Genomic DNA, 25218 nt, shown 5'->3' with positions numbered 1-25218 from the left:
CTGGGGACCTCAGGGCGCCGGGGTGATGGGCGGGGTGATCAACTGGGCCTGCTGCCGAGCCCGGGTGAGGGCGGTGTAGAGCAGCCGGTCGGTGGGACGGCTGCTGTCCGGCATCAGCACCCACACCTCCAGGGCCTCGCTGCCCTGGGCCTTGTGCACGGTGAGCGCCAGGGCAGGCTGGGGATCCGGCAGCTGGGCCGGGTGCAGCCAGAGCAGCTCCCCGTCACCGCCTGGCGCGAACAGCACCCGCCGGCCTTCACCGCCTGGGCTTCGGCCGGCCCCGGCAGCAGCGGCGGCACCCACCAGGATGCCCACGTCTCCATTGGCCAGCCCCAGGTCGCCGAGATTGCGCTGGCAGAGCACCGGTGTGCCGATCGGCCAGGCCTGGATCGGCTGCTCCACGGTGTCACCCAGGAGGGCCCGGTGGACGGCCTCCACGCCCCAGCGCCCCCGCCGCACGGGGCTCAGCACCAGCAGGGTGTCGAGCTCCTGCAGCAGGGCCCGTGCGGCGGAGCGATCGCCCGGCTCCAGGCTCAGGGCCAGCCGCTGCAGCTGCAGCTGGTGCTGCCGCAGCCGCTCCAGCAGCTCCGGAGGCAGGCGCCGTGGTGAGGCGGGCCGCCAGCCGAGGTTGGCGTTGGCCGGCAGCTGCTCCAGGGTGGAGCGGAGGCCGCGCCAGCTGGTGGCGGCCCCCAGCTCGCCCGGCTCGGCGCCCTGGCGCCGCAGCTGCCCTGCCACCTGGGCGATGGCCCCGTTGTTGCGGTAGGTGGTGCGCAGCTCCACCACGGCACCGCCCAGGGCGCCCCGCCAGCGGGGGCTCTGGAGTTCCACCAGCACGGCCCCCGGCCGCACCGGCGGCAGCTGGGCGGCATCGCCGACGAGCACGAGGCGGCAACGGGCCGGCAGGGCGTCCAGCACGGCGCCCATCAGGGCCAGATCCACCATCGACACCTCGTCGATCACCAGCAGGTCGAGCTCGAGCGGGTGGTGGCGGTGGCGTGCGAACCGCTCGCCCTGGCTCTCCAGCAGCCGGTGCAGCGTGCTGCAGGGCAGGGCAAGGCCGCTCCCGGCGCCGGCGATGGCGGCCCGCAGCCGTGCCGCCGCCTTGCCGGTGGGCGCCGCCAGCTGCATCCGCGCCCCGGGGGCGTGGGCCCGCAGAGCCGCCAGCATGCGGGTCACGGTGCTGGTCTTGCCGGTGCCCGGACCGCCTTCGAGCAGCACCAGCCCGTAGTGCAGCACCGCTGCCACCGCCCGGCGCTGTTCGGCGTCGAGGCCCTCGCCGTGCCCGGCGGCCTGCTGCCTGGCCTGCTCGAGGCTGCAGGGGTGCGCGGCGGCCGGTCCGGCCCGCCGGCCCAGGCTCTCCAGCACCCCCTGCCGCTGCTGGTGCCAGCGCCGCCAGAGCAGGCGATCGCCGTCGAGCACCAGCGGACTCCACGGCCCGCTGCACAGCGGCGATGCGGCCAGGTGCCGCCGCTGCTCCGGGTCGGGAAGTGGCAGCTCCAGCTCTCCATCGGCCAGGGCCCGCGCCATGGCGTCGATCACCGCCGGGATGGCCGGATCGGCTGGGCAGCCGTACAGGCGCGGCAGGGCCTCCGCCAGCCCCCCCGCCACGGCCTCCAGCCAGGCGGGACTCTGCGGCAGTGGGCTGGAGTCCGTCATGCGGCTGTCTCCCTGGAGCGGGCCAGGGCCGGGTTCAGGGCCCGGTCGAGGGCCAGCAGGCGCTCCAGCGGTGGACACTCCACGGCCAGGCCCGGCAGCACCGCGCCTTCTCCAGCCCGCTGCCGGAGCGCTTCCGACGGCTCCGCAAGGCCGCGCAGGAACACGTAGGCATAGCCGCCCAGGTGGCGGGCCGGGTCGTAGCCCCGCAGACGCCAGCGCAGGTACCGGTGCAGCGCCACCAGGTAGAGATGGGCCTGCAGGGGGTAGTGGTTGGCGGCCATCAGGGCGGCGAGCGCCGCGGCTCCGTAGTGCCGCGGGCCGCAGTGCAGGGGCTGGCCGTCGGCTCCACGTTCGCCGAGCCAGTTGCTCTTCCAGTCGGCCACCCACCAGCGGCCCTGATGGCAGAACACCAGATCGATCGAGCCCGTGAGGAAGCCGCGGCCCTGCACGGACAGCGCCGCCAGCTGGTCGGCGTAGCCGGCCCCGAAGCTGCCGCCCGGGTGGTCGCGGAAGGGGCGGGCCAGGGAGTCGCTGGTGACCGGGCCCAGGGTGAGATCGAAGTTCATCTCGTTGATGCGGGATCCGCGCTCCAGCCCGGCCAGCCGGAAGTCGCCGAGGGGCCCGCCCATCGGGCTCAGCCGCAGGCGCTCCACGCCGCTGAGCACGTCCTCCAGATGGTCACGGCCGATGCCGCTGCGCTCCAGCTCCCGCCGCACCGCCTCGGACTGCTGCGTGGCCGGACGCTGGTAGTCGAGGCTTTCGAGGATCCGGTGCAGACAGTCGCCGGCCCGGGACCCCCGCGGGATGTCCGCCAGCGGACTCTCCCCGGGCCAGGGCTCCTGGTCCACGGCCGCCAGCTCGGGTTCCCTCGCCAGAGCATCCGTTTCCCGCCCCTCCTCCAGGGCCTGGGGAGCGGCGGCGTGGCTGCCCCGGGTCCAGCTGGTGTAGCTGCTGCGGCCCCAGCTGTGATCGAGGCGCCGCTGCGGCACCGGCCCCAGCGTCAGGGGTTCCGTTGCGGTGGCTGGGGGTCTCCCCGGGAGTGGCCCGGCGGCGGGAGGCACCGTCATCAGCACCATCGGCACCTGGCGCGCGGCCAGCCCCAGCTCCAGGGCCTGGCGCAGTTCCCCATCCCCCTGGGTGGCGTAGGGGTCATCATCGGCATCCGCAAGGGCAGCCTGGGCCGCCAGCAGCCAGGGATGCAGGGGGTTGCCCGCCTGCCCCTTCACCGGACCCCAGGCCAGCAGCAGGCGTCGCTTGGCCCGGGTGCAGGCCACATAGGCGCGCCGCTCCGCCTCCTGCAGCTCCGCCGCCCGGTGCTGCTCCAGGGCCTGGTGGCCCCGGCCCCAGCGGCTGCCCAGGTGCAGGTCGAGCACCGGGCCCGTGCGATCGGAGGGCTGCCAGCGCAGGCCCAGGCCCCTGGGATTGGCATGGGGAGCCTTCCACAGGTACGGGCAGATCACCACGGGGTATTCGAGGCCCTTGCTGCGGTGCACCGTCACCACCCACACCGCCTCATCCTCCACATCGCTGTTGGGCTGGTGGCTCTCCGGGGGGGAGGGGTCCGGCGCCAGACGCCGCTGCCGCAACCACTCCGCAGCGGCGTCCGCCCCCAGCTGGTCGGTGTGGATCCGCTCCTGCAGCAACAGGGCGCACTGGTTGAGATCGGCCAGCACCCGGCCCTCCAGTCCAAGCCTGGCCAGCCCCTCGTCGTCGAGCAGCGCCGCCAGCACCCCCAGCAGCCCCAGTCGCGGCAGCCCGTCGCGGCCCCGCAGCAGTTTCTCGCTCAGCGCACTCCACTGCTCCGCCCCGGCGGCGGCGATGGCGCCGGCACTCCAGCCCAGCAGCGGTGATGCCGCCAGCAGCCGCAGGCGGCGGGGATCGCCGGGATGGGCCAGGCCATCGAGCAGCCGCTGCAGCGCCGTGGCGCCATCGCTGGCGAACACATCCCCATCGCTCACCAGCCGGCTGGCGATGCCGGCGCGGGCCAGGGCCACCCGCAGCTGGCCGGCCTGGCGATGGGTGCTCACCAGCAGACAGAGATCAGCGGGCGCTTCTCCGGTCCGGATCTCGGCGGCCACCAGCCTGGCCACCCGATCCGGCAGCTCCTGCTCCACGGCGGAGGTGGTGGGGGGCGCCTCGCCGGCCGGCCGGTCGCTGCCCAGCCAGAGCAGGGACAGCGTTGGGGCATCCCCGCCCTCCCCCCCTGGGGCGGACCACCCAGATGGGGAGGGCGGGGGCTGCACCGGCGGAACCGCCAGGCCCGAGCGCGGCAGGCCTGGCGCCATCAGGGCATTGAGGCCGGCGATGAGGGAGGGGGTGGCGCGGTAGTTGGTGTCGAGGCGGCTGATGCCGCCATCGGCCGCGGCCTGCCGGTAGGCCAGCCGGTAGGTGGCCAGTTCGCCGCCGCGGAAGCGGTAGATGGCCTGCTTGGGATCACCCACCAGCACCAGTCGGTGCCGCCGGGCGTCGAAGGCCCGGCTCAGGATCCGCCACTGGATCGGGTCGGTGTCCTGGAATTCATCCACCAGCACGGCGCTGTAGCGCTCCCCCACGGCGTCCAGCAGGGGGCACGGCGCCTCGGGGTCGTCACCCGGATCCAGGCTTTCGAGCAGCTGGCCGTAGCCCATGCGCCCCTGGCGCTCGCGTCGGTGCGCCAGCTCGCGGCGGCCCCAGTGGGCGGCGTGCAGGAGCACGGCCTCCGCCGGCCCTTCCCGGAGGTCGGCCACCGCTTCCAGCAGGGGCCGCTGGGGGAGGCTCGGTTCCCTGGCCGCCGGGCCCGATGCGGTGGCCTCGATCGGCCGCGCCACCTTCAGGAAGGCACCGGGATGGAAGTACTCCTTCAGCTCCTTCTGCTCGAGGGTGGCGGCGTAGTCCCCCTTGCTGCCCTGGTGCTGGATCCACTGGCTCAGGGCCTGGCAGCGGTCCTTCCGGGGTTTGGGGCTGTAGGGGGTGGTCTTGCTGGCCCCCAGGTCACGCCAGTGCCCGGCCGCGGCGCGCAGCTCCGCCTCCAGGGCCTCGCCGTGCTGCTGCCACAGCAGCTGAAACCGGTCCCAGCGGCTCTGCCACAGGCTCTCCAGCTGCGGGGCCAGGGGCTGGTCTGCCTCCATGCCGTCCGGCAACGGATCCACCGCCAGGGCCGGATCGCCATCCAGCGTCTGCAGCACATCCACCAGCGCCTCCGGACCCTTCACCAGGCGCTGCACCCCGTCGAGCAGGTGCGGCGGCAGGGCAAGCACCTGCTGGCGCCAGTAGTCGTGGCACACCTGGCGCACCAGCGGTGCGGCGTCGCTGTCGAGCTGGAGCTCCGGCGGTTGGCCCGCTTCCAGGGCCTGGCGCTGCAGGGTGCGCAGGCAGAAGCCATGGATGGTGGTGATGTCGGCGCCATCCAGGTCCTCCAGGGCCAGCAGCAGCGGCGCCCGCAGCAGGGCGGCCCGGGGCCGTGCCCACTGCAGCCAGGCCTCCAGGCTGGGATCAACCGGGTTCCCGGTCTCGACGGCCGCCTCCCCGCGATCGAGGTGGCCGAGGGCTGTTTGCAGACGCTGCCCGATCCTGTCCCGCAGCTCCGCGGCTGCCGCATTGGTGAAGGTCACCACCAGCAGCTGACGCAGCGGCACCTCGGCCTCACTCACGTACCGGAGCACCAGATGGGCCAGGGAGAAGGTCTTGCCCGTGCCGGCGCTGGCCTCGAGCAGCCGCAGGCCCGGCTCGAGCGGAAAGGTGTGGGCCTCGAAGCGGCTGGTCATGCCCGGTGCTCCAGCAGACCACCGAGCAGCTCCTCCGCCCTGGCTTCGGCTGCGTCCTCCAGCAGCTGGCCGGCGGGGAGATCCCGGCCGAAGCAGAGGGCCTGCTCGGGCTCCTCCCGTTCCCCCCGCAGCTGAAACGTTCCCTCCCAGCAGTCGACGGCGGCGGATCGGCCGCGGCTGAGCAGAGCCCAGCCGGTCTCTGGCGGCACCGGCCAGCAGCGGTGCCGCCAGCGCTCCCGCAGGGCGGCGAGCCGCGCCAGCTCGCTCCGGGCCTCGGCGGCCTCGGGGGGGCGAAGGCGCAGCTGCTCCCCGAAGCCCCTGTCGCCCCGGGCCACCACCACGCCGGCCCGGGGCTCCTGGCCGTCGGCCGCCGCCAGCAGCAGCTGCAGCCACAGATCCAGCCGGTGGTGGCTGCGGGGCCTGGCGGTGTGAACCACCACCACCGTGTCCCCGTGCCAGTTCAGGGTCGCCAGCCACGGTCCCGACTCGGCCGGTTGCTGCCGCGGGCTGCCGAGCCCCTCCAGCGTGCTCTGCAGATCGCTCCAGCGCTGGGCCAGCTGCCGGGCCTCCAGCACGCCCCCCGCCGCCGGGGGCAGCAGATTGCGGCCGCGCTGCAACCGCAGCCAGGCCTCGGCGTCGCCGGGATCGGCCTGCTCCGGATCCGTCGCCAGGTCGGCGGCGGGTTCACGGCGCAGCGCCTCCCGCAGCAGCCGTGAGCGCTGGCGCTCATCCAGGGTGGCGGCGTCCAGGTCATCGAGCACGTCGGCCCATTCCCGCGGCAGCAGGCCCAGCCCCTGCAGCCAGCTCGCCTGCGGGTGCATCGCCCACTGGCGCAGGTCCTCGAAGGTCATGGCTGCCGGCGGGCCCGCCTCGGGTTGTGGGGGCTGGCTGGCCGCAAGCTGGCGCGGCAGCAGCCGGTCGTCCGGACTGTCCAGCCGCTGCCGTGCCGCCAGCAGCCGCCGGTCACAGCAGGCGGGGGGGCGCTCCTTCGAACCCATGAAGTTGCCGCGATCGAGGGGATTGGCCGGATGCAGCACCGTCAGTTCCCCAGGCTGGTCCTTCAGCTGCTGCTTGAGCCAGGCCATCCACTGGCTCACCGGGGTGGCGGGCTGCAAGGGCTCGCCGTTGCGTTCGTCGCGGCAGTTCCAGGTCACCAGCAGGTGGTCGCGGGCCGACAGCACCGCCTCCAGCAGGGCGTAGCGGTCCTGATCCGCCGGGCTCGGATCCCCCAGCTGCCGCTGCCGCTCCAGATGGTGGAAGCCGGGGCGGTGCCGCTGGCGGGGAAAGCAGCCGGCATCCAGGCCCATCAGCACGATCACCCGGTGTGGAATCGCCCGCATCGGCTCGAGCGCACTGATGGTGAGCGCGCCGCTGCGGTGGCCGAACCGGCCCGCATCAGCCGCCAGACGCTCCTCCAGGACCGCCGCCACCACCGGCGCCGTCAGCTCCAGCTCACACCCCGCCGCCGCCTGCTGCCAGGCGTCGATGGCCTCCAGCACCTGGGGCAGCTCCCAGCCGGCCTCTCCACCGTCGCCGAACAGTTCGGCCAGGGCGGCCTGCAGGCTGGCGGCCCAGGCCGCACAGCTTCGGGGCCGTCGCCACTGCAGCAGCCAGGAGCGCAACCGTTGCAGCAGATGCAGCCATCGCCCCAGGCGTTCCAGATCGGGCGCGGCGCCGAAGGGAGCGGTGTCCGCCGGAGCCAGCCCCGGCTGCTCCGGCAGCACCACACCCAGCAACAGCCGATCGATGGCCCAGCTCAGGCTGCCGGTGGCCTCGCCGCCCCGCTCCTGGCCATCGAGTCCCCAGCGGAAGCCCGCCTGCTGCAGGGTGCGGTGCAGGCCATGCATGGCCTCACGCTCCAGCTCGAACCGTTCCCGCAGGGGGCCGCTCTCCAGCAGGGCCTGAAGCGAGGAGGCGGTGAGGCGCTCGCCCGCCTGGCGCAGCAGGGCCAGCAGGGTGCGCCCGAGGCCGGCCTGCTCCTGCTGGCTGCGGTCGGTGAGGCGCCACTCCAGGGCCACGCCCGTGGCGTCCCGATCCCCGAACACCGCTGCCACCAGGGGAGCGAAGCCATCCACCTGGGGCGTCATCACCAGCACGTCGCGGGGCTCGAGGCTGTCGTCGTCGTGCAGCAGCTGCAGGATGCGATCGCGCACCAGCTCCACCTGGCGCAGCCGCCCCGGGCAGGGGTGGAACTCGAGCGAGCTGTCGCCGGGAGCGCGCTCCAGAGCAGGTGCGGCGGCGGGATCCGCCAGCTGACGCTGCAGTTGCCGCAGCAACGGGGCTGGCCCGCAGGAGGCCGCCGGGCCGGAACCGGTGGCTGGATCGGGACGGGCCCGGTGGCGGGTGGGCTCCGGGAAGACGTCGCCATAGGAGCTCATGCCCAGCTGGCAGGCGCCGGTGCCCTCCAGCAGCTGCTGGAATTCGGCCCCCAGCCGGCCGAAGCGGGCCTCGAGACCGCCGGCCGCGGCGACCCAGTCGCCGCCGAGGGGCTCCCGCAGGGCCACGGCGTCGCTGAGGCGGGCGCGCCGGTTGGTGCAGTGCTGCCACAGGTCGGGGCAGGGGGTGAGCAGGTAGAGGTCCACGGGCAGGTGGGCGCTCACGGCGTGCAGCAGCTCCACCTGCACCGGAGCCATGCTGCTGAGGCCGAACAGCCGCAGGCAGCCGCCCCGCCAGGGGCCGTCCGCGGGCGGAGTCCACGGCGCCTCGCGCAGCCGGGCGATGGCCTCCCGCACCTTCAGCGCGAAGGGCTTCTCCCCCAGCCGCTGGCGCAGCTGGCGCACCAGCAGGGCCTGCCAGTCGCTGCCATCTTCCTCGCCCTCCCACCACTGCTGCAGCAGATCGGGGCGGTAGAGGGCGTAGTCGTCGAGCGCATCGGCGATGCTGCGGCCCAGCTGCCAGCGGGCCAGAGTCAGCTCCCGGGAGGAGCCGCCGCGGCGGTACAGCCACTGGCGCAGGCTGGCTGCCGCCGGTTGGTCCACGAGCGCAGGCAGGGCCTCCAGCACGGGCCACACCAGCTCGGTGGCGCGCCAGGGGTCGGGGCCGCCGGCCTCCTCCCCCAGCACCGCGTTCACCAGCCTGCGCAACTGGCTGCCGGGGAAGGGATAGCGGATGTGGGCCGCGATGCCGCCCAGCTCCTCAGCCAGCTGCTCCCCGAGCCAGCGGCTGGTGGGCCAGGTGTTCACCACCACCTCCACCGGTTCGAACGGAGGCGGGGGTGAATCGCGCAACTGGGCGGCCAGGATGCCGGCCAGGACTTCGGCGCGGTTGCTGCGGAAGACCGTGAGCACCGGAGGGGCTCAGGACCGGCAGACCTGCTGCAGGGTCCCGCGGGTTCCGGTGATGAGACCCGCCGACATGAACCAGGGCTTCACCCCCGGCACGCTGTGGCTGGAGCCGGTTTCGGGACAGTAGGCCGAGAGCAGGCCGCCGTAGCAGGCGCCGGTGTCGATCAGCACGATCTTTCCCCTGGCCTGCCGCCTCACCGCGTGGCCCGGTGTGTGGGCCACGATCACGTCGCCGAAGCGGCCGTCGTAGGCCTCCCAGAAGGGCATCCGCACGGTGAGGGAGGGCTCCCAGGTGGTGGGATCGAAGCCGGCGTGGGTGGCCACCCAGCCGTCACCCGCGTAGGTGAGGGGGAGGGAGGCCAGCCGCTCCATCCAGATGCGGCAACGGCGGTCGCCGAGCTGCCGGTAGGTGTCGCACCCCGCCAGGGTCTGCTCGGCCTGCCAGTCGCCGCGGCGCAGGGCGGCCACCAGATCGGCCTCGTGGTTGCCCTGAAGCCATACCGCCCGTCCGCTGCACACCAAAGACCAGGCCAGCTCCATGCTGCGCTCGATCTGGGGCCCCCGGTTGATCACGTCGCCGCAGAGGACGAGGCGATCGCGGGCCGGCAGGTCGTCCACCAGCTGTTCGAGGGCCTGCGCACAGCCATGAACATCCCCGATGACCCAGTGGCGGGTGGGGGCTGAGGGGGACGACATCAATCCGGGGCGATGGGCCCAGTCTTGCCTTGCCGGGGTCGGATTGTCAGCCCCGGGGCAGGACGGGTCTCCCCCCGTCGCTGGAAAGCGCTGGTACGGTTCGCTTCCCCCCGCCCGTGCCCGCCATGGATCTGCAGTCGCTGCCGGTGGGTCAGCGGGTCAAGGCGCTCGTGAAGGCCCTCAACGGCGCCCGGCGCACCAACGAGTCCCTGGCCCGCTGCAGCGATGGGGAGCAGATGCTGGATGTGCTGCTCGATGCCTCGGCCAAGCTCGGCCTCGGCCTCACCCGCCAGCAATTGCGCGACACCCCGCCCATCCGTGACTGGATCTGGTGGAAGAACAAGGAGGCGCTGCTCACCATCGGCGACAACAAGCCCCGCTACCAGCAGGACGGCGGCCAGGGACGTCCGCCCGCGCCCGCTCCTGACGAGCAGCCGGAAGGGAGCCGCAAGCGGTTCTTCGGGCTGTTCTGAAGGAGTCCCCGGACCTCAGTCCAGGCTGGCGAGGGCATCGGGGATGGCCTCACTCGGACTCTCGAAGCGGCCCACCAGCACGAACTCCAGGCGCAGCTTCAGAAAGGTGATGAACTTCTCGTCGGTGGACACCACCGCCGCCGCCGGTCTGGGCACCGAGGCACTGTCGGCCGCGAGGGCCGGCGCCTCCAGAAAGGCGGGCCGGCGCACGAGCCAGAAGTCGATCGCCTTGCCCTTCTCGCCGTAGTTCCGCACCCGCTCCCGCAGCACCTCCTCCAGCGGCTCCTCCACGGTGAGGAACGGCTCGCTGGCGGCAACGAAGTGGTAGGTGGTCATGGCTGCAGGCTGCCGAACAGGGGGTCGCGGCGGGGATTCTGAACCAGCACCTTCATCTCCCGCACCGCCTGCTCGAGGCCCACGGCGAGGGCGCGGGCCACGATCGTGTGGCCGATGTTGAGCTCCTCCATGCCCTCGATCGCCGCCACCGGCTCCACGTTCTGGTAGGTGAGGCCATGGCCGGCATTCACCCGCAGACCGAGGCTGCGGGCGATGAAGCTGCCCTCGGTGAGCCGGGCGAGTTCGTCGCTCTGCCTCTGCCAGTCGGCCTCGGCATAGGCCCCGGTGTGCAGCTCCACCCAGCGGGCGCCGATGGCCCGGCAGGCCTCCAGCTGGGCGGCGGCCGGATCCACGAACAGGCTCACGCCGATGCCCGCCTGCTGCAGGCGCGTCACCATCGCGGTGAGGGGGCCGGTCTGGGCCGCCACGTCCAGCCCCCCCTCGGTGGTCACCTCCTCCCGCTTCTCCGGCACCAGGGTCACCATGTCGGGCCGCAGGCGCAGGGCGATCGCCTCCATCTCGGCGGTGGCGGCCATCTCGAGGTTGAGCCGGCTGCGCACGGTCTGCCGCAGCAGCTCCACGTCCCGCTCCTGGATGTGACGCCGGTCCTCGCGCAGGTGCACGGTGATGCCGTCGGCGCCGCCCAGCTCCGCCAGCAGGGCGTAGGTCACCGGGTCGGGCTCCACGGTGCGCCGGGCCTGGCGCACGTTGGCGATGTGATCGATGTTGACCCCGAGGCTGGCCATGGCGGGTGAAGAAGGCCTGCCGGATCCTATGGAGCGGCACCCGGTGGGCCGCAGGGTCAACTGCCCGCCGCGGCGGTGTGAACGCGGCTGGGCTCCGTAGCGTTTGCCCCATGACCTTGATCGGGGAGCGAACGGCGCCGATGGCCCAGCCGGAGGCGGAGGGCGATGGCCGGAGTGCCGCGCCTGGCGACAGGCCGGGGTCGGCCCTGGCCGGCACCAGTCCGCGGGAGGCGCAGGTGTGCCGCGGCATCAGCCCCTGGCTGGCCCCGCTGGCCATGGTCACCACCCAGGATCTGGTGCTGCCCCTCTGGTTTCGCTCGATCCAGGTGGAGGGCCGGGAGCTGCTGCCCGCGGCAGGCCCGGTGCTGCTCGCCCCCACCCACAAGGCCCGCTGGGATGCCCTGTTGCTGCCCCATGCGGCCGGCCGACGCGTCACCGGCCGCGACTGCCGCTTCATGGTCACCATCGACGAGATGCGCAGCCTGCAGGGCTGGTTCCTGCAGCGGCTCGGCTGTTTCCCCGTGAACCAGGCCAGGCCGTCCCTGGCGAGCCTGCGCTATGCCGTGGACCTGTTGGCGGCCGGAGAGCAGCTGGTGGTCTTCCCCGAAGGCCGCATCCGCCGCGAGCAGGGGCCGCTCCGTCTCCACCAGGGTCTGGCCCGGCTGGCCCTGCTCGCGGCCGGGCGTGGGGTGTCCGTGCCGGTGGTTCCGGTGGGGCTGGCCTACACCCATCCCTCCCCCCGCCCCTGTGACCGGGCGGCCGTTCACTTCGGAGCCCCGATGTGGATTCAGGGGGAGGGGAGGGATGCGGCCCAGGCGTTCACCCAGGACCTGGCCGCTGCCCTCACCCTGCTCGAGGCCCGGGCCACGGCTTCGCTCGCGCCGGACGGCGATCCCCCGGTGCCCTCCGGATAGGCCTTCTCGTCGGGCTCTGGGGAGCTGGCGTTGGGGGGCCTCGAGGCCCCAGTCCTGGCCGCACGCTCCCTGCCGCGCTCCCGCTTCAGCGCCCAGAAGCGGTCCCTCCCAGTCCCTCTAGAGTCTTGCCCTCATGGTCCGATCTGCTGTGCGTAGGCCCTCCCGCCGTCTGTGCGGAACCGCCCTGGCCGCCCTGGCTGTTCTCGCCCCCGCCGCTGGCCTGCCGGCCCTGGCCCAGGAGGAGGCGGCGCAGACCGTCGCCGCCACCCAGAGCCCGATCAGCCTGGAGGCGGCCCGCCGCCTGCTCGCCCAGGGCGACGCCGCCGCCGCCAGCGGCAACCTGCCCGAGGCTCGCCGTCAGTACGACCTGGCCCGCGACTACTGCCGCCGCCTGCTGGGCTTCTACCGCGACCTCAGCGGTTCCTTCCGGGGCCTCGATGCCCGCATCCCCCGGGAAATGGATCAGAAGGGTCGTCAGGCCCTCGAACTCCTGGCCCAGACCAACCTCCGGCTGGCCGCCCTCTTCCGCCGCCAGAACGAGCCCGAAGTGGCCGTCCCCCTCCTGGTGGAGGTGGTGAAGGTGATGACCCCGGCCACCGAGGAAGGCCGCAAGGCCTACCAGATGCTGGTGGAGATCGGGTTCGCCACCACCCCTTACACCGCCGGGCAGGCCGCGGCGACCCGATGATCGCCACCACCCCCTAGATTCCGCCCGTCCCGTTCACACCCCGATGGTGCAACCTGACCAGGTCAAGGCCGCCATCCAGCGCGCCATGCCGGACGCTCTCATCGATGTGGAGGATCTCACCGGCGGTGGTGATCATCTGCAGGTGACGGTGGTGTCGAGTGCGTTTGCCGGGCTGACCCGCATCCGGCAGCACCAGCTCGTGTACGGCGCCCTGCGCCAGGAACTGGCCAGCGAGGCCATCCATGCCCTGGCCCTGCAAACGTCAACCCCCAGCTGATCCCATGGACGCATCCGTCAAGCAGCGCATCGACGCCCTCGTTTCCAGCAGCCCGATCATGGTGTTCATGAAGGGCACCAAGCTGATGCCGCAGTGCGGCTTCTCGAACAACGTGGTCCAGATCCTCAACGCCCTGGGCGTTCCCTTCGACACGTTCGATGTGCTGAGCGATCCGGAGATCCGTCAGGGCATCAAGGAGTACTCGGAATGGCCCACCATCCCCCAGGTGTACCTGAAGGGTGAGTTCATCGGAGGCTCGGACATCCTGATCGAGATGTACAACTCCGGCGAACTGCGCGAACAACTGGAAGTGGCCCTCGCCAGCTGAGCGGCAGCCATGCGGTTGCGGGCATGCTCCCGGGGCGCGTCGCCTCGATCAGGGGCGGGTCGCCTCAATGGCGGCCCGTTTCGCTCTCGTAGAGGGTGCGGGGGTCGCCGTTGGCGCCGATGAAGCTGGAGGGATCCATGATCCAGCGCTCCACCAGCTCCTCGAGCCGACGCTGGGCGATCGGGTCGAGCACGGCGGTGCGGCGCAGGGCGTGCAGGTAGCCGTCGGCATACAGGCGCATGTCCGCCGGGCTGTGGTAGCGATGGGCCAGCTCCTGGCAGGCATCGCACAGCGACTGGAAGTGGCGGATGGCGTCGGGATGCTGGAGCGCGGTCATGGTGGGGGGTGACCCTGCAACCATTGTGGCCATGATGCCGGCGGATTGCGCCGCTGGCGACCGAACCGTGGTCCCCGAACCCGGGGGCCTCCATGGACGGTACATCGGGAGGAAACACGTGAAGAAATCACGGCACGGGACAAGCGGACCAGAGGGGCTGATCCCCCGAGCAGAAGGGCCTCGGAGCGTCGCTTCCCTGCCCGCGGCCGCAGGCCAAACTGTCCGCCGCGAACCTGACCGCATCGACCGATACCGGTGAAAGTCCCGCAGGGCCGTTAGTTTGGGTTGAATCGGGGCTCAGACCCACGCCACCCCACGCCACGGTGCCAGCCCAACCACCCCCTTCGCCGCAGCCTGCCCCAGACCTGGCCAAGCGTGTGCTGGTGGTCGACCCCCACGCCACGCTCCGCACGGTGCTGGCCCAGCGTCTTCGTCAGGATGGCCACCTGGCCGCGGCCGTGGCCAGCGCCACCGAGGCTCTGGAGGTGTGCCGGGACCAATCCCCCGATCTGCTGATCAGCGCCGAACTGCTCGATGAGAGCAGCGCCCTCCGTCTCGCCAGTCAGCTGCGATGCCCGGTGATGGTGCTCACGGCCCGCACCGGCTCCGAACCGGTGGTGACCCTTCTCGATGCGGGCGCCGATGACGTGCTGCGCAAGCCCTTCGGGCTGGAGGAACTGGCCGCCCGCTGCCGCACCCTGCTGCGACGCAGCGCCACCGGCCTGCAGGAGAGGGTGTGTGTTGGTCCGCTGGAGGTGCATCTGCTGCTGCGGCAGGTGACCCTACGCGACCAGCCGGTGGAGCTGAGCCCCCGGGAGTTCGCGCTGCTCTGCGCCCTGCTGATGCCCCCTGGCGTGGTCCGCAGCCGCCAGGAACTGCTGCGCATGGCCTGGCCCCCGTTCAGTGGCGGGCCCCGGTCGGTCGATACCCAGGTGCTCACGTTGCGCCGCAAGCTCGAACAGGCCGGCCTGGGGGAAGGCGGGGGCATCGACACGGTGCGCCAGCAGGGCTACCGGTTCAGCCTCGACACCCTTCCCGAGGTGGCTCCAGGCAATGGAGAGCTGCTGCAGATGGGCAACCCCGGCAATCCGATCAACTCGGTGGCCTAGCTGGGGGGCTTCAGGATTCCTGACGCCCAGGCCAGTTCAAGGGCCAGCATCAGTCCGCTGAGCACGGCCAGCAGCTGGTAGGTCCAGGGCGGGCTGATCCGGCCGATCCCCTCCACCGACAGTCCGCTGGCACTGGCGAACCGGCCCAGGAAGTCGTCGAAACGGGCTACCCGTTGCGGCAGCAGCCAGGCCGATCCGTCCTGCCCGCGCACGTAGTACACCCGCCCGCCCTGGCTGGTGGTCACCGGGGTGAGACCGCTGATGGTGTGCCAGGGCAGATGCCAGCCCCGCCGCAGCCAGGGGCGGCACCAGGGTGGATGCCCCACCCGCAGGCCCTCGCGATCCACTTCCACCTGCTCGCTGGTGAGGGCGAGCACCAGCACCAGGCCGAGCGTGAGGGCCCCCAGCAGCAGCATGCGGCTGCTGCCCGCGGGCGCCAGGGCCGGCAGGGGGATCACCAGAGCCAGATACAGCGTCAGCAGGGTGCCCCGGATGAGCGGAGCCATCGGGTATCGCCGGCTTTCCTGCTCGGCCCGGTCCGGGCTGGCGAGGGGCGTGGAGGCCGGTGACGGCGTCATGGTGGGAAGCGGATCAGCGGTCCTCGGGGGAGCCGGGCAGGGGTTCCACCACGGCCGAGGGCTGGTAGCGGCCTCCGAACACCTCCTGTTCGCGGCCCTTCCAGAACTCGCCCAGCCGCATCAGGTCCGCGTGGGCTTCCTGCAGCCGTTCGAGATACTCCTCGGGCGGTAGGTCGTCCTTGGATTCCTTCAGCTTGGCGAGGCGCAGCAGCTGCAGCAGCCAGGGCTTACCGATCCCACCGCGCTGATCCAGGTAGAAGGCCAGCTCCCGGGAGCTGGGCAGTGGGCTCGGCTCGGGAACGTTGGCGGAACCACTGGCCATCGGAACGGGGCTGAAGGACACCACGTTATGAAGGGCCGCAGGGTGAACGTGAAGCCAGGACGCTGCCGTTGTCGCCCTCAGGCGGGCAGGGCCCAGGGATTGAGCCCCAGATCGGCGCCGATGCGATGGGCGCAGGCGAAGCCACTGAAGGCCACCGCATTGAGCCCCTGGCCCGGAAAGCAGGAATCCCCCACGCAGTAGAGGCCGGGCAGACCGGTGCGGTTGAAGGGCATCGGCAGCAGTCCGGGCAGGTTCAGGGCTGGGATCGGTCCGTAGCTGCCGCCGCTGCGGCCGAGGAAGCGGCGGTGGGTGCGGGGGGTCCCCACATCCCGATGGCGGATCGCCCCCTGCAGCCCGGGCAGCAGAGCCTCCAGCCGCTGGATCAGCCGGGCGGCGTCGGCCTCCTTCTTGGCGGCGTAGGCGCTGGGGCCGAGATCCTTCCAGTCCTCCATGGCGCTGGGGGTGAAGGTGTGAAGGATGTGGCGCCCCTCGGGGGCCAGAGATGGATCCAGCAGGGTGGGCATCGACACGAACACCACCCCCTGCTCCGCCTCCATTTCCTCCCAGCGCTCCAGCAGCAGGTGGTGGCAGTGGAACCCCTCGGGCACCAAGGCGGCGTCGATGCCCAGGTGCAGCGAGAGGAACGAGGAGGAGGGCCGGTAGCGCCGCCGCCAGGTGGCCTCCGCGGCAGGGGTGTGGGCCGCGTCCACGAGGGAGCTGCGCGGTGAGTCCTCGCCGCTGAAGGTGTCCCAGCGGGTGGCGTTGCTCACCACCCGCCGGGCGTGGAGCTGCTCACCACTGGCCAGCTCCACCCCCACGGCGTGGCCCTGCTCCACCAGCACCCGGGTCACCCGGGATCGGTAGCGGATGCTGCCCCCATGGCGTTCCAGCCCCGCCACCAGCTTCTCGGCGATCGTGCCCACGCCACCACGGGGGTAGTTGATGCCGCCGGCGTGGCGATCGGAGAACACCATGCCGGCATTGATCATCGGTGTGCGGTCCGCCGGCATCACCGACCAGCAGAAGCACTCCATGTCGATGAACTTCAGCAGCCGCTCATCGCGGATGTGCTGCCGCGCCACCGACCCCACATTCACCGGCAGCCAGCGGGCCAGGCCCAGGCAGGCCAGCGGTGCCCGGAAGAACACCTTGGCCAGGTAGGCCGGATCCTCCAGCGACAGCAACGGCATCGCATCGAGGCAGCGGAACACCTGCCAGCAGGTGTCGTAGAAGGCCCGGATGCCGCGCGCCTCATGGGGAAAGAGGGCGGTGAGATCGGCGATGAACCGTTCGTAATCGCGGTCCACCGCCACCTCCAGCCCGCCGGGCAGGTGGTAGGCCAGCTGGGCCGGATCCGGAATCGTGTCGCAGTGTTCGCCCAGGTCGGCCAGGGCGCGGGTGAGCAGGTTGGTGTGGCCCTGGGTGCCGAAGCCGAAGATCATCGAGGCGCCCACATCGAAGGTGTAGCCCTCGCGCCGGAAGCTGCCGCCGCTGCCCCCCGGGATCAGGTAGCGCTCCAGCACCAGCACCGTCGCCCCCTTGGCGGCCAGCTGGCTGGCTGTGACCAGGCCGCCGATGCCGGCGCCGATCACGATCACATCCCAGGGCCCTTGGTGATGAGCGGCAGGCGCGTCGACAGGGGAGGGGGCGAGGGTCACCGCGGGCGCTCGAAGGGGTGGGGGTGCACCGAAGTTAGGGGGCGCCTAGGGCGTGCCGACCGGAACGGGGGCCTCGCTGGGGGCGGGTTGCGCCTCGCCGTGGTGCCGGCGCCAGGCGTCCAGATCCGCCAGGGCCCGATCGCGGTAGGCGCCGTAGCGGCGGCGCTTGTCGCGGATCCGCTCGGGCAGCTCCGGCAGCAGGCCGAAGTTGGGCGGCATCGGCTGGAACCTGCCGGAGGGGGCTTCGGCGATGAAGTGGGCGAGGGCGCCCATCATCGTGGTGGGCGGCAGGGTGAGCGGCTCCAGGCCGCGGGCCAGGCGGGCGGCGTTGGTGCCGGCGAGCCAGCCGCCGGCCACGGCTGCGGCGTAGCCCTCGGTGCCGGTGATCTGGCCCGCCGCCAGCAGGGTGGGTCTGCGGCGGAACTGCAGGGTGGGATCGAGCAGCTGCGGCGCCTCCAGGAAGGTGTTGCGGTGCATCACCCCGAAACGCACGAACTCCGCCTGCTCCAGCCCCGGAATCATCCGCAGCACGCGCTTCTGCTCGCCCCATTTGAGGTTGGTCTGAAAGCCCACCAGGTTCCAGAGCCGGCCGTCCTTGTCCTCCTGGCGGAGCTGCACCACGGCGTAGGCCCGGCGGGCCCGGCGCACCTCCCGGTCGTTCACGTCGCCCCAGCGGGGGTCCCAGAGGCCGATCGGCTTGAGCGGGCCGTAGCGCATGGTGTCCTCGCCGCGGCGGGCCAGCTCCTCGATCGGCAGGCACCCCTCGAAGAAGCTGGCACTCTCCTTCTCGAAGTCCTTGAGTTCGGCCTGCTCGGCCGCCAGCAGCGCGGCGCGGAAGGCGAGGTACTGCTCCCGACCCATCGGACAGTTGATGTAGTCGGCGTCGCCCTTGTCGTAGCGGGAGGCGCGGAAGGCGACGCCCAGATCGATGCTGTCGCCCTCCACGATCGGGCTCGCCGCATCGAAGAAGTGGCAGTCGGCGCGGCCGGTGAAGGCCCGCAGCTGCTCGGCGAGGGGTTCGCTGGTGAGGGGACCCGTGGCCAGCACCGCGATCTGGTCGGCAGCGGGAAGCCCTGTCTGCTCGCGCCGCTCCACGGTCACCAGCGGATGCCGTTCGAGCGCCTCGGTGAGGGCGGCGCTGTAGCGGCCCCGGTCCACGGCCAGGGCACCACCGGCCGGCACGGCATGGTGGTCGGCGGTGCCGATCACCAAGGAGCCGAGGCTGCGCAGCTCCTGCTGCAGCAGGCCGGCGGCGCGGTCGCTGCTGAGGGCACCGAAGCTGTTGCTGCACACCAGCTCGGCGAATTCGCCGCTGTGGTGGGCCGGTGAGCGCCGCACCGGTCGCATCTCCACCAGCCGCACCGGCAGACCGGATTGTGCGATCTGCCAGGCCGCCTCGGTGCCGGCCAGGCCGGCACCTATCACCAGAAGGGTCAAGGCGGACTCAGGCGCGGGCGCGCTTGATCATCAGCTGCAGCTGACCCACGGCGGCGCGGCCGATGTGGAACACAGCCCAGGCGGCAGCGAGCAGGATCGGAGCGGCAACCAGCACCAGCCGTGCGTCCATGGGAGGGCAAGAAGGAAGTGTGGCGATCTTACGGACCGCGCCCCGCGCCAGAGCAGGCGAGGGGCTGGTCTGCATGGGTTTGTTAGATCCAGGGCCGCTGATCGGCTTCCCCGCGGCCGGCGTGGACCATCGCCAGTTGCCGGTAGCGGCGGGCGTGCTCGCGCTGGCCGGCGATCGCTTCCGGGGAGAGTTGCCGTTTCACGGCTGCCGGCGTTCCCATCACCAGGGCTCCGGGCGGCACGTCCCGGGTCACCACCGATCCAGCCCCCACCAGGGCCCCCTCCCCCACGGTGACGCCGTTGAGCACCACCGCGCCGATGCCGATCAGGCAGCCGTCCTCGAGGGTGGCGCCATGGATCACGGCCCGATGGCCGATGGTCACGTCCACGCCGATGGTCACGGGCTGGTCCGGATCGCCGTGCAGCACGGCGCCGTCCTGCACGTTGCTGCCCGCGCCGATCCGGATCGGGCAGACATCGCCCCGGGCCACGGCCGTGGGCCAGAGGCTGGCGCCGGCCGCCAGCTCCACTGCGCCGATCACCACCGCGCTGGCGGCCACCCAGGCGTCGGGATGGATCTGCGGGTCGGGCCAGGGGAAGGGCGCCATCGGCGGGGCCTAGTGGCCTCCATTCTCCCGGGCTCCCGCCCCGCTTGGAGGAGGTGATGGCGGGGTGATACCTTCCATGGGTGCCCAATGGGCGCGGGTCGCTAGCTCAGCGGTAGAGCACTCGGCTTTTAACCGATTGGTCCTGAGTTCGAATCTCAGGCGACCCATCAGCACAGTGCACTGCTCAGGGAACTGACCATCGCCGCACATGGTGCATTGCCCCGCGCACTGAACGGTGCGTTGACCCGCGCACTGAGAGCTCCGGCTTCGGCGAACGTTCAAGCCTCGGGCCGCCGCTGGCGCCAGGCGATCACCTGCCAGGCCAGCACCACCAGCACGGCGGGCACCACCACCAGCAGGGTGATCAGCCGGAAGTCCCCCAGTAGGGAGGGCGCCGTGCTCAGCAGCAGCTGCTCCACCAGATACACCCCATAGAGGAGCAGCAGCACGCCCCCCTCCAGGCGGCTGATCACCCCATGGCTCCAGAAGATCGGCAGGCAGGCGAGCGTGGTGAGCACCATGATCGGAAGGTCGCGCTGGATCATCACGGCGTCCACCTCCAGGCCCCGCGGCCCGGACACCACCGCGCAGATCCCCAGGATCACCAGCTGGTTGAGCAGGTTGCTGCCGATCACGTTGCCGATGGCCAGATCCGCCTTGCCCCGGTAGGCCGCCACCACGGAGGTGACCAGTTCCGGCATCGAGGTGCCGGCGGCCACCACGGTCAGGCCGATCACCGTGGTGCTCACCCCGAAGGCGAGGGCGGCGGTGGTGGCACCCGCCACCAGCAGCTGGGAGCCGCCAACCAGCAGGGCCAGGCCGGCGGCCAGCTTGACGGCTGCCACAGGAGCGGGGCTGGCGTCACCCCCGTTGATCTCATTGCCCTCATCGGGGTTCTCGCGGGCGGTGCGCATCTCCCACACCAGGTTCATCAGGGTGGCCAACAGCAGCGCCGTTCCGGCCTGCCACGTGAGCCGCCCGGTGGAGGCCATGCCCCATACCGCCATTGACACCCCCAGCAGCAGCGGCACATCACGCCGCACCAGCCTGCTGCGCACCCGCAGCGGCACGATCACCGCGCTGAGGCCGAGCACCACCAGCACATTGAAGATGTTGCTGCCCACGATGTTGCTCACTGCCAGGTTGTCGGCGCCGGCGCTACCCAGGTTTCCCTGGACGGTGGAGATCAGGCTCACGAACAGTTCGGGAGCGCTGGTGCCCAGCGACACCACCGTGAGGCCGATCACGATCTGGGGAATCCCCAGCAGCAGCGAGAGAGCGACGGACCCGGCCACAAACAGCTCTCCACCAGCGAAGAGCAGAGCAATGCCCAGAACGATCTGGACACCGCTCACCAGGGAGGACGACACGGGGCCGCTTCAGCAGATCCGTGATTCTGATCGACGAAGGGCCAAGGAATTCTGCGGAGAGACCAGGGTCTCAGCGGATCGGGATGAGCGTGCAGCGCCGCCGGCCTCAGCAGCAGCCGCCGCCGTCCGATTCCGCCCCGGTCTCCTCCTGCTCCAGCGAGGTGCTGCTCCGGAAGGGCAGGGCACCGCCGCAGCCGGGGAACAGTCCGAAATGACGGCTGAAGTCGCCGATGAGGTCAAAGTGGGGAGCGAAACGGGTGTCGGCGAGCATCCGGTAGGTGTTGCCGCACACCGGAAACACCCGCCCGGTTTCCATCCAGTGGTGGGTGTCGAGGCGGAAACCATGGGGATGGCCGGGAACCGTGCCCCGGTAGATCACCGCCTGACCGTGGTCTTCGCAGGCATCCTCCAGGTCATCGAGGTGGAAGAGGCGGTAGGTGGCCGAGAAGAACCGCACCGATCCGGTGCGCTCGGCCAGCAGCGGATCGGTGATGGCCAGAGGCCTGTGCTCCACCAGCCTGGGATCGGCGAATCCGGCCCGGCGGCTCAGGCGGAGGAAATCGTTCCAGTAGAGGGCTCCGCCCAGGCATTCGCCGTAGAGCACCGGATCGTGGCGCAGGGCCTCCGGCACCCGCCGATCGGCATAGACATCGGCGAAATAGAACTCCCCTCCCGGCCGCAGCAGCCGGCGCACCCCCTCCAGCACGGCCGCCTTGTCGGTGGAGAGGTTCACCACGCAGTTGGAGATCACCAGGTCGAAGCTGGCGGGCTCCAGCTCGAGGGCATCCAGGGCCTCGATCCGGCCCTCCAGGAAGTGCACATTGGCGAAGCCGAACTGCTCGGCATGGAAGGCCTGGTGGCTGCGGGCCACCGCCAGCTGCTCCGCCGTCATGTCCACCCCCACCACCTCGCCGCGGCTGCCCACCAGCTGGGCCAGCAGGTAGACATCGCGGCCGGTGCCGCAGCCCAGATCCAGCACCCGCAGCCCCTCCAGCAGCGGCGGCGCCACCAGGCCACAGCCGTAGTAACGCTCCAGCACCTCAGGGTGGATCCGGGCCAGGAGGGGCTTCAGCTGCGCCGGCACGGCGCTGGCGTCGCAACAGGCGCTGGTGCGCAGGTCGGCGCTGCTGCCCAGCACCTCGCCGTAGTACGCCCGCACCTGGCTGGTGATGGCCTGATCGCGGCTGGTCTGGTCGGGGCTGGTGGACACCATGGGGAACGGACGGAAGATCGAATCAGCCGAGGGCACCGCTGCAGCTGGAACCGCTGCCGGCCGTGCAGCCGTAGCAGTGGTCGTCCACCGCGATGGGCATGCCGCTGGGATCCTGACTCAGCAGGTCCCTGAGGTGGGGGCGGGGGTTGCGGCGGCCGCCGGCGGGCATCGCCAGCATCTGGTTGAAGTCGCAGTCGTAGAGGTATCCCTGCCAGTCCACGCTGATCAGGCTGCGGCACATCACCGCCTCCAGGTTGCTGTCCCTGTGGTTCCGGCGCAGCAGCTCCCTGTAAGGCTCCAGCTGTCCCGCCCGTTCCAGGCCTGAGGCGAAGCGCTGGATCGGCATGTTGGCCAGGGCGAACAGGCGGTTGAAGCGAATGCCGAAATCGGCCGCCAGCACCCGTTTGTAGTCGGCCTCCAGCTGGGGCTGGGGCGGTGGCAGCGCTGCTCCCTGGGGGTTGTACACCAGGTTGAGCTCCAGGCCGGAGTCGGGGTCGCCGTAGCCCAGGGCGTTCAGTTGCCGCAGGCCCGTGATGCTGCGCTCGAACACCCCATCGCCCCGCTGGCGATCGACGTTGCCGGCGGAGTAGCAGGGCAGCGAGGCCACCACCACCACCACCTGGGCGGCCAGAAAGCCGGCCAGATCCTCCTGGCCCGGTTCGCTCAGGATCGTGAGGTTGCAGCGGTCGATCACGCTGACCCCCAGCTGCCGCGCCTCCCTCACGAGTGAGCGGAACAGGGGATGGAGCTCCGGCGCGCCACCGGTGAGATCGAGTGTGGTGAGGCCCCGGGCCTGGAGCACGGCAGGAATCAGGGCGGCCGTGTCGGCCTCCATGCTCTCGGTGCGGGTGGGCCCTGCATTCACATGGCAGTGACTGCAGCTCTGGTTGCAGCGGTAGCCCAGGTTCACCTGCAGGCAGGCGAGCTCCCGGCGCCGCAGCGGCGGGAAGGAGGTGGCCGTGAGGCTCGGGGCTTGGGTCACAGGGGCTTCAGACGCTGGTGAGCACGCGGGGACCCTGGGGTCGCTCGCCCCCGGGGCGCAGCGGTTCGAGCCTGATGCTCAGCCGTCGCGCCTGGCTGGAGGGCTCGGTGGGAATGGGCATCGACACCACCCCCATGTCGTCGGGAACGAACTGCACACAGCCCACCTGGCGGCCGTCCACATCCGCCCAGAGCCGGTACACGTGGTCGGGGGGCGGCGACGGCAGACCCTTGATCTTGAGGAGGTTGTAGCCCAGGCCGGACTGCACCACCACCTGGCCGCTCGCCGTGCTGCCCGCTCCTTCCCCCCGCATGGTGAGGGTCCGCGCCACCGGCAGTGTCGGGGCTGGCTCGGCCCTCTGGGCCAGCTGCTGGCGCAGCTGGTGCACCTGCAGGCCCGTCACGAGGAGGCCGCCGGCCAGAGCCGCCATCACGAGCTTTCCCCAGATGGGGCGCGGCGGGGTTCCCGGCTCCCGTGGGGTGGGGAGTCTGCCGCGCAGGAGCTTGTCGCGGAGGCGGTGCGGTGGCAGGGTCTGCTCCGGCAGCGCCAGGGGCAGCAGCTGCAGGGTGGTGCTCAGCTCCTCGAGCCGACTGTGCAGGCTGGGATCGGCGGCCAGGTGCCGGCGCAGCAGCGTCTGCTCGGCCTCATCGAGATCGCCCAGGGCATGGCCGGCCAGCAGCTCGTCGATCGTGGCGGGATCCGGAGGAGGCAGATCGGGGTTCGGCATCACGGGCGGGAGCGGGGCAGGGGCAGGGGTTCGGCGGCGTCGCCTCGGAAATCCACCAGGTGCTGGCGCAGGGCCAGCAGCCCCTGACGGGACCGGGTTTTCACCGTGCCCAGGGGGATCGCCAGGCGCTCGGCGATGGCCGACTGGCTCAGGCCCTGGTAGTAGGCCAGCTCCAGCACCTGACGCTGGTTGGCGGTGATCTGGGCCAGGGCCTGACGCATCCGCTCCCCCAGGTCGTTGAGTTCGGCCCAGTGCTGGGCACTGGGCTCGCTGGGGGCCAGCAGCTGACTGGACCAGCGCTGCAGGATCTGCCAGCGGTTGCGCCCCTGGGCCAGCCGGTTCAGGGCCATCGAGCGGGTGAGCAGCAGCAGGTAGGCCAAAACAGGCCCCCGCTTCGGGTCGTAGCGGCCCTGCTGCCAGTAGCGCAGGAACACGTCCTGCACCAGGTCCTCGGCCGTGTGGCTGCTGCGGCACAGCCGCAGGGCCAGGCGGTAGACCGCCGCACCGTAGGCGTCGTAGAGGGCCGCCAGATCGCCGTGGTCGATGGCGAGGTCTTCCGCACCCGCGGCTCCGGCCTCCGGGGTCCTACCACCAGGGCTTGGGTCTCGGAGCCGGCCGGCCGGTGGGGGGATCGGCTCGAGGGCCATGGAGGCGATGGCTGGGACTGGAACGACTACCCGCGGGAGCGCCGATCGGATTCGGACCTGCCGCCGCCCCGGTCGAGCACCAGCAGCAGTCCTCCCATGATGGCCAGGTTCTTGAACAGCTGGATGCGTTCCTGGGGATCATCCAGGGCGGTGTGGAACACCAGCGTGGCGGGAACCAGAAACACCAGCAGCAGCACCGCCCCGAGCCCGCGGCGCCAGCCGCTGATCACCAGGGCCGAGCCCACCCCCATCGCCACCACGGCACCGGCCAGAAGCAGCTCGGGGAGCGGCAGGCCCATGGTGCCCATCCGTGCCGCCACGGCCCCGAAGCCGCTGAGCTTCCCCAGGAGCGATTGCACGAACACCAGGCAGAGGAGCACGCGGCCGAGGGCATCCAGCCAGGAGAAACGGGAGGGCATGGTCGACGTTCAGGCGGAGTGGATGGGGGTGAGGGCCGGGGCGAAGAGGAACACCGCATCGGCCAGGCGCAGGGCCTGACCGTCCATGGCGGAGATGCCGCCGCAGGCCAGGTCGATGAGGCGCTGGCCGGAACTGGACGCCATGGCGGCCAGGTTCACCACCACGGTCTTGCCGGCGCGCACCGCTTCGATCACGGCGCGGCAGTCATGCAGCTGGCGGGGCTCCAGAAGCACCACCTCGGGTCCCGGACACGATGGTTGCAAGCCCATGGTGCTCAGGCCGCGGCGGTGCCGGGTTCCGGGGGGGTCGATTCCCGCCGGAACAGGCCGTTGAGGTAATGCCTGGCCACGGCCCGGTCCTGGCAGCCGTGCTGGAACAGGAAACCGGCCAGAGCCGCCTGCATCAGGCGGTACTGGTCCCACTGGGGATGGGTGCGCACGAAGTCCCGCATCGCATCGAACAGGTCCTCCGGGAACTGGTTCTCCACCGACACGGTGGCGGGGGGGTGGTCGGGAACGTGGCTCACTCGGTTCGTCGCGC

The 25218-nt window shown here is 71.7% G+C and carries 27 protein-coding genes and 1 tRNA gene; 7 read left to right on the top strand and 21 right to left on the bottom strand.

Annotated features, from left to right (window positions below; translation table 11 throughout):
* Positions 1 to 9 precede the first annotated feature (9 nt).
* The 4 genes from CPCC7001_RS05200 to CPCC7001_RS05185 are packed head-to-tail and all read right to left on the bottom strand — an operon-like array spanning position 10 to position 9379.
* Positions 10 to 1656 (bottom strand): ATP-dependent RecD-like DNA helicase, encoded by a 1647-nt coding sequence (locus CPCC7001_RS05200; RefSeq protein ID WP_006909507.1) that lies wholly within the window; start codon positions 1654 to 1656, stop codon positions 10 to 12.
* Positions 1653 to 5399, bottom strand: coding sequence for a UvrD-helicase domain-containing protein (locus CPCC7001_RS05195; protein ID WP_006911593.1), 3747 nt, complete (start codon positions 5397 to 5399; stop codon positions 1653 to 1655). Before CPCC7001_RS05195 ends, CPCC7001_RS05200 begins: the two co-directional genes overlap by 4 nt.
* On the bottom strand, positions 5396 to 8686 hold the full coding sequence (locus CPCC7001_RS05190) for an exodeoxyribonuclease V subunit gamma (protein WP_006910848.1): 3291 nt from the start codon (positions 8684 to 8686) through the stop codon (positions 5396 to 5398). Before CPCC7001_RS05190 ends, CPCC7001_RS05195 begins: the two co-directional genes overlap by 4 nt.
* 9 nt (positions 8687 to 8695) lie before the next feature.
* Positions 8696 to 9379, bottom strand: a complete 684-nt coding sequence (locus CPCC7001_RS05185; RefSeq protein ID WP_006909732.1) for a metallophosphoesterase — start codon at positions 9377 to 9379, stop codon at positions 8696 to 8698.
* A gap of 125 nt (positions 9380 to 9504) precedes the next feature.
* Here CPCC7001_RS05185 and CPCC7001_RS05180 point away from each other — a divergent pair, with 125 nt between their 5' ends.
* Entirely contained in the window at positions 9505 to 9852 is a 348-nt protein-coding gene (locus CPCC7001_RS05180) for a hypothetical protein (protein ID WP_006909188.1), read from the top strand.
* Positions 9853 to 9867: 15 nt separating this feature from the next.
* On the opposite strand, the gene CPCC7001_RS05175 is transcribed toward CPCC7001_RS05180, so the two are convergent.
* Together CPCC7001_RS05175 and CPCC7001_RS05170 are read right to left on the bottom strand one after the other, a co-directional pair.
* On the bottom strand, positions 9868 to 10188 hold the full coding sequence (locus CPCC7001_RS05175; protein ID WP_043368638.1) for an MgPME-cyclase complex family protein: 321 nt from the start codon (positions 10186 to 10188) through the stop codon (positions 9868 to 9870).
* Positions 10185 to 10934 (bottom strand): pyridoxine 5'-phosphate synthase, encoded by a 750-nt coding sequence (locus tag CPCC7001_RS05170; protein WP_006910250.1) that lies wholly within the window; start codon positions 10932 to 10934, stop codon positions 10185 to 10187. Before CPCC7001_RS05170 ends, CPCC7001_RS05175 begins: the two co-directional genes overlap by 4 nt.
* 110 nt (positions 10935 to 11044) lie before the next feature.
* Between CPCC7001_RS05170 and CPCC7001_RS05165 the strand changes: the two genes are divergently transcribed.
* The 4 genes from CPCC7001_RS05165 (at position 11045) to grxD (ending at position 13141) form a co-directional block, all read left to right on the top strand.
* A complete protein-coding gene (locus CPCC7001_RS05165) occupies positions 11045 to 11848 on the top strand; it encodes a 1-acyl-sn-glycerol-3-phosphate acyltransferase (RefSeq protein WP_006910248.1) in 804 nt (267 codons plus the stop codon).
* Between the two features lie 148 nt (positions 11849 to 11996).
* Positions 11997 to 12536 (top strand): hypothetical protein, encoded by a 540-nt coding sequence (locus tag CPCC7001_RS05160; protein ID WP_006910569.1) that lies wholly within the window; start codon positions 11997 to 11999, stop codon positions 12534 to 12536.
* A 43-nt stretch (positions 12537 to 12579) separates the two neighbouring features.
* Positions 12580 to 12813, top strand: a complete 234-nt coding sequence (locus CPCC7001_RS05155; RefSeq protein WP_006909733.1) for a BolA family protein — start codon at positions 12580 to 12582, stop codon at positions 12811 to 12813.
* Between the two features lie 4 nt (positions 12814 to 12817).
* Positions 12818 to 13141 (top strand): Grx4 family monothiol glutaredoxin, encoded by a 324-nt coding sequence (gene grxD / locus CPCC7001_RS05150; RefSeq protein WP_006911010.1) that lies wholly within the window; start codon positions 12818 to 12820, stop codon positions 13139 to 13141.
* A 64-nt stretch (positions 13142 to 13205) separates the two neighbouring features.
* On the opposite strand, the gene CPCC7001_RS05145 is transcribed toward grxD, so the two are convergent.
* Complete coding sequence (locus tag CPCC7001_RS05145) at positions 13206 to 13478, bottom strand: DUF6761 family protein (RefSeq protein WP_006910503.1); 273 nt, start codon at positions 13476 to 13478, stop codon at positions 13206 to 13208.
* Between the two features lie 323 nt (positions 13479 to 13801).
* Between CPCC7001_RS05145 and CPCC7001_RS05140 the strand changes: the two genes are divergently transcribed.
* Positions 13802 to 14587, top strand: a complete 786-nt coding sequence (locus tag CPCC7001_RS05140) for a response regulator transcription factor (RefSeq protein ID WP_050757072.1) — start codon at positions 13802 to 13804, stop codon at positions 14585 to 14587.
* Here CPCC7001_RS05140 and CPCC7001_RS05135 read toward each other — a convergent pair.
* The 6 genes from CPCC7001_RS05135 to CPCC7001_RS05110 form a co-directional block, all read right to left on the bottom strand.
* Positions 14584 to 15093 carry a hypothetical protein gene (locus CPCC7001_RS05135; RefSeq protein ID WP_043368635.1) on the bottom strand — a complete coding sequence of 170 codons (510 nt, stop codon included), beginning with the start codon at positions 15091 to 15093 and terminating at the stop codon, positions 14584 to 14586. The genes CPCC7001_RS05140 and CPCC7001_RS05135 overlap by 4 nt on opposite strands.
* Before the next feature lie 85 nt (positions 15094 to 15178).
* Positions 15179 to 15487 carry a hypothetical protein gene (locus CPCC7001_RS05130; protein WP_050757192.1) on the bottom strand — a complete coding sequence of 103 codons (309 nt, stop codon included), beginning with the start codon at positions 15485 to 15487 and terminating at the stop codon, positions 15179 to 15181.
* A 77-nt stretch (positions 15488 to 15564) separates the two neighbouring features.
* Entirely contained in the window at positions 15565 to 17145 is a 1581-nt protein-coding gene (gene crtH / locus CPCC7001_RS05125) for a carotenoid isomerase (protein WP_225867177.1), read from the bottom strand.
* Between the two features lie 45 nt (positions 17146 to 17190).
* Positions 17191 to 18582, bottom strand: coding sequence for an FADH(2)-oxidizing methylenetetrahydrofolate--tRNA-(uracil(54)-C(5))-methyltransferase TrmFO (gene trmFO, locus CPCC7001_RS05120; RefSeq protein WP_006909064.1), 1392 nt, complete (start codon positions 18580 to 18582; stop codon positions 17191 to 17193).
* A 7-nt stretch (positions 18583 to 18589) separates the two neighbouring features.
* Positions 18590 to 18712, bottom strand: coding sequence for a photosystem II protein Y (locus CPCC7001_RS05115; protein ID WP_006910263.1), 123 nt, complete (start codon positions 18710 to 18712; stop codon positions 18590 to 18592).
* A gap of 82 nt (positions 18713 to 18794) precedes the next feature.
* Complete coding sequence (locus CPCC7001_RS05110; protein ID WP_006909335.1) at positions 18795 to 19319, bottom strand: gamma carbonic anhydrase family protein; 525 nt, start codon at positions 19317 to 19319, stop codon at positions 18795 to 18797.
* 95 nt (positions 19320 to 19414) lie between these two features.
* On the opposite strand from CPCC7001_RS05110, the gene CPCC7001_RS05105 reads away from it, so the two are divergent.
* A tRNA-Lys gene (locus CPCC7001_RS05105) sits at positions 19415 to 19486 on the top strand.
* A gap of 111 nt (positions 19487 to 19597) precedes the next feature.
* Here the strand turns inward: CPCC7001_RS05105 and CPCC7001_RS05100 are convergent.
* The 8 genes from CPCC7001_RS05100 to CPCC7001_RS05065 all read right to left on the bottom strand — a co-directional run bounded on the left by CPCC7001_RS05100 (position 19598) and on the right by CPCC7001_RS05065 (position 25204).
* Positions 19598 to 20689 carry a calcium/sodium antiporter gene (locus CPCC7001_RS05100; protein ID WP_006909060.1) on the bottom strand — a complete coding sequence of 364 codons (1092 nt, stop codon included), beginning with the start codon at positions 20687 to 20689 and terminating at the stop codon, positions 19598 to 19600.
* Positions 20690 to 20795: 106 nt separating this feature from the next.
* On the bottom strand, positions 20796 to 21902 hold the full coding sequence (locus CPCC7001_RS05095; protein ID WP_006909156.1) for a methyltransferase domain-containing protein: 1107 nt from the start codon (positions 21900 to 21902) through the stop codon (positions 20796 to 20798).
* A gap of 22 nt (positions 21903 to 21924) precedes the next feature.
* Complete coding sequence (gene arsS, locus CPCC7001_RS05090; RefSeq protein ID WP_006910122.1) at positions 21925 to 22884, bottom strand: arsenosugar biosynthesis radical SAM (seleno)protein ArsS; 960 nt, start codon at positions 22882 to 22884, stop codon at positions 21925 to 21927.
* Positions 22885 to 22891: 7 nt separating this feature from the next.
* Positions 22892 to 23611: an anti-sigma factor gene (locus CPCC7001_RS05085; RefSeq protein WP_006911490.1), complete on the bottom strand. Its 720-nt coding sequence runs from the start codon at positions 23609 to 23611 to the stop codon at positions 22892 to 22894.
* Entirely contained in the window at positions 23611 to 24258 is a 648-nt protein-coding gene (locus CPCC7001_RS05080; protein WP_006911321.1) for a sigma-70 family RNA polymerase sigma factor, read from the bottom strand. Before CPCC7001_RS05080 ends, CPCC7001_RS05085 begins: the two co-directional genes overlap by 1 nt.
* Before the next feature lie 26 nt (positions 24259 to 24284).
* Positions 24285 to 24677: a DoxX family protein gene (locus tag CPCC7001_RS05075; RefSeq protein WP_006909434.1), complete on the bottom strand. Its 393-nt coding sequence runs from the start codon at positions 24675 to 24677 to the stop codon at positions 24285 to 24287.
* A gap of 9 nt (positions 24678 to 24686) precedes the next feature.
* Positions 24687 to 24941: a cell division protein SepF gene (gene sepF / locus CPCC7001_RS05070; RefSeq protein ID WP_225867176.1), complete on the bottom strand. Its 255-nt coding sequence runs from the start codon at positions 24939 to 24941 to the stop codon at positions 24687 to 24689.
* An 11-nt stretch (positions 24942 to 24952) separates the two neighbouring features.
* The gene (locus CPCC7001_RS05065; RefSeq protein WP_006909997.1) at positions 24953 to 25204 is read right to left on the bottom strand and encodes a DUF2811 domain-containing protein; all 252 of its coding nucleotides are present in this window, start codon (positions 25202 to 25204) and stop codon (positions 24953 to 24955) included.
* Positions 25205 to 25218 lie beyond the last annotated feature (14 nt).

This window comes from Cyanobium sp. PCC 7001 (assembly GCF_000155635.1).
Taxonomy (GTDB): domain Bacteria; phylum Cyanobacteriota; class Cyanobacteriia; order PCC-6307; family Cyanobiaceae; genus NIES-981.
Note: the sequence above shows the minus strand (reverse complement) of the source record. Positions and strands in the feature narration are given on the sequence as shown.

What these genes read in the sequence shown, in the direction of transcription:
- CPCC7001_RS05170 (WP_006910250.1), bottom strand. Translation starts at nt 10,934, where the DNA reads ATGGCCAGCCTCGGGGTCAACATCGATCACATCGCCAACGTGCGCCAG.
- CPCC7001_RS05180 (WP_006909188.1), top strand. Translation starts at nt 9,505, where the DNA reads ATGGATCTGCAGTCGCTGCCGGTGGGTCAGCGGGTCAAGGCGCTCGTG.
- grxD (WP_006911010.1), top strand. Translation starts at nt 12,818, where the DNA reads ATGGACGCATCCGTCAAGCAGCGCATCGACGCCCTCGTTTCCAGCAGC.
- CPCC7001_RS05130 (WP_050757192.1), bottom strand. Translation starts at nt 15,487, where the DNA reads ATGGCCAGTGGTTCCGCCAACGTTCCCGAGCCGAGCCCACTGCCCAGC.
- CPCC7001_RS05155 (WP_006909733.1), top strand. Translation starts at nt 12,580, where the DNA reads ATGGTGCAACCTGACCAGGTCAAGGCCGCCATCCAGCGCGCCATGCCG.
- CPCC7001_RS05145 (WP_006910503.1), bottom strand. Translation starts at nt 13,478, where the DNA reads ATGACCGCGCTCCAGCATCCCGACGCCATCCGCCACTTCCAGTCGCTG.
- CPCC7001_RS05075 (WP_006909434.1), bottom strand. Translation starts at nt 24,677, where the DNA reads ATGCCCTCCCGTTTCTCCTGGCTGGATGCCCTCGGCCGCGTGCTCCTC.
- CPCC7001_RS05095 (WP_006909156.1), bottom strand. Translation starts at nt 21,902, where the DNA reads ATGGTGTCCACCAGCCCCGACCAGACCAGCCGCGATCAGGCCATCACC.
- CPCC7001_RS05080 (WP_006911321.1), bottom strand. Translation starts at nt 24,258, where the DNA reads ATGGCCCTCGAGCCGATCCCCCCACCGGCCGGCCGGCTCCGAGACCCA.
- CPCC7001_RS05165 (WP_006910248.1), top strand. Translation starts at nt 11,045, where the DNA reads ATGACCTTGATCGGGGAGCGAACGGCGCCGATGGCCCAGCCGGAGGCG.
- CPCC7001_RS05175 (WP_043368638.1), bottom strand. Translation starts at nt 10,188, where the DNA reads ATGACCACCTACCACTTCGTTGCCGCCAGCGAGCCGTTCCTCACCGTG.
- CPCC7001_RS05110 (WP_006909335.1), bottom strand. Translation starts at nt 19,319, where the DNA reads ATGGCGCCCTTCCCCTGGCCCGACCCGCAGATCCATCCCGACGCCTGG.
- CPCC7001_RS05115 (WP_006910263.1), bottom strand. Translation starts at nt 18,712, where the DNA reads ATGGACGCACGGCTGGTGCTGGTTGCCGCTCCGATCCTGCTCGCTGCC.
- CPCC7001_RS05185 (WP_006909732.1), bottom strand. Translation starts at nt 9,379, where the DNA reads ATGTCGTCCCCCTCAGCCCCCACCCGCCACTGGGTCATCGGGGATGTT.
- CPCC7001_RS05195 (WP_006911593.1), bottom strand. Translation starts at nt 5,399, where the DNA reads ATGACCAGCCGCTTCGAGGCCCACACCTTTCCGCTCGAGCCGGGCCTG.
- CPCC7001_RS05085 (WP_006911490.1), bottom strand. Translation starts at nt 23,611, where the DNA reads ATGCCGAACCCCGATCTGCCTCCTCCGGATCCCGCCACGATCGACGAG.
- CPCC7001_RS05200 (WP_006909507.1), bottom strand. Translation starts at nt 1,656, where the DNA reads ATGACGGACTCCAGCCCACTGCCGCAGAGTCCCGCCTGGCTGGAGGCC.
- CPCC7001_RS05135 (WP_043368635.1), bottom strand. Translation starts at nt 15,093, where the DNA reads ATGGCTCCGCTCATCCGGGGCACCCTGCTGACGCTGTATCTGGCTCTG.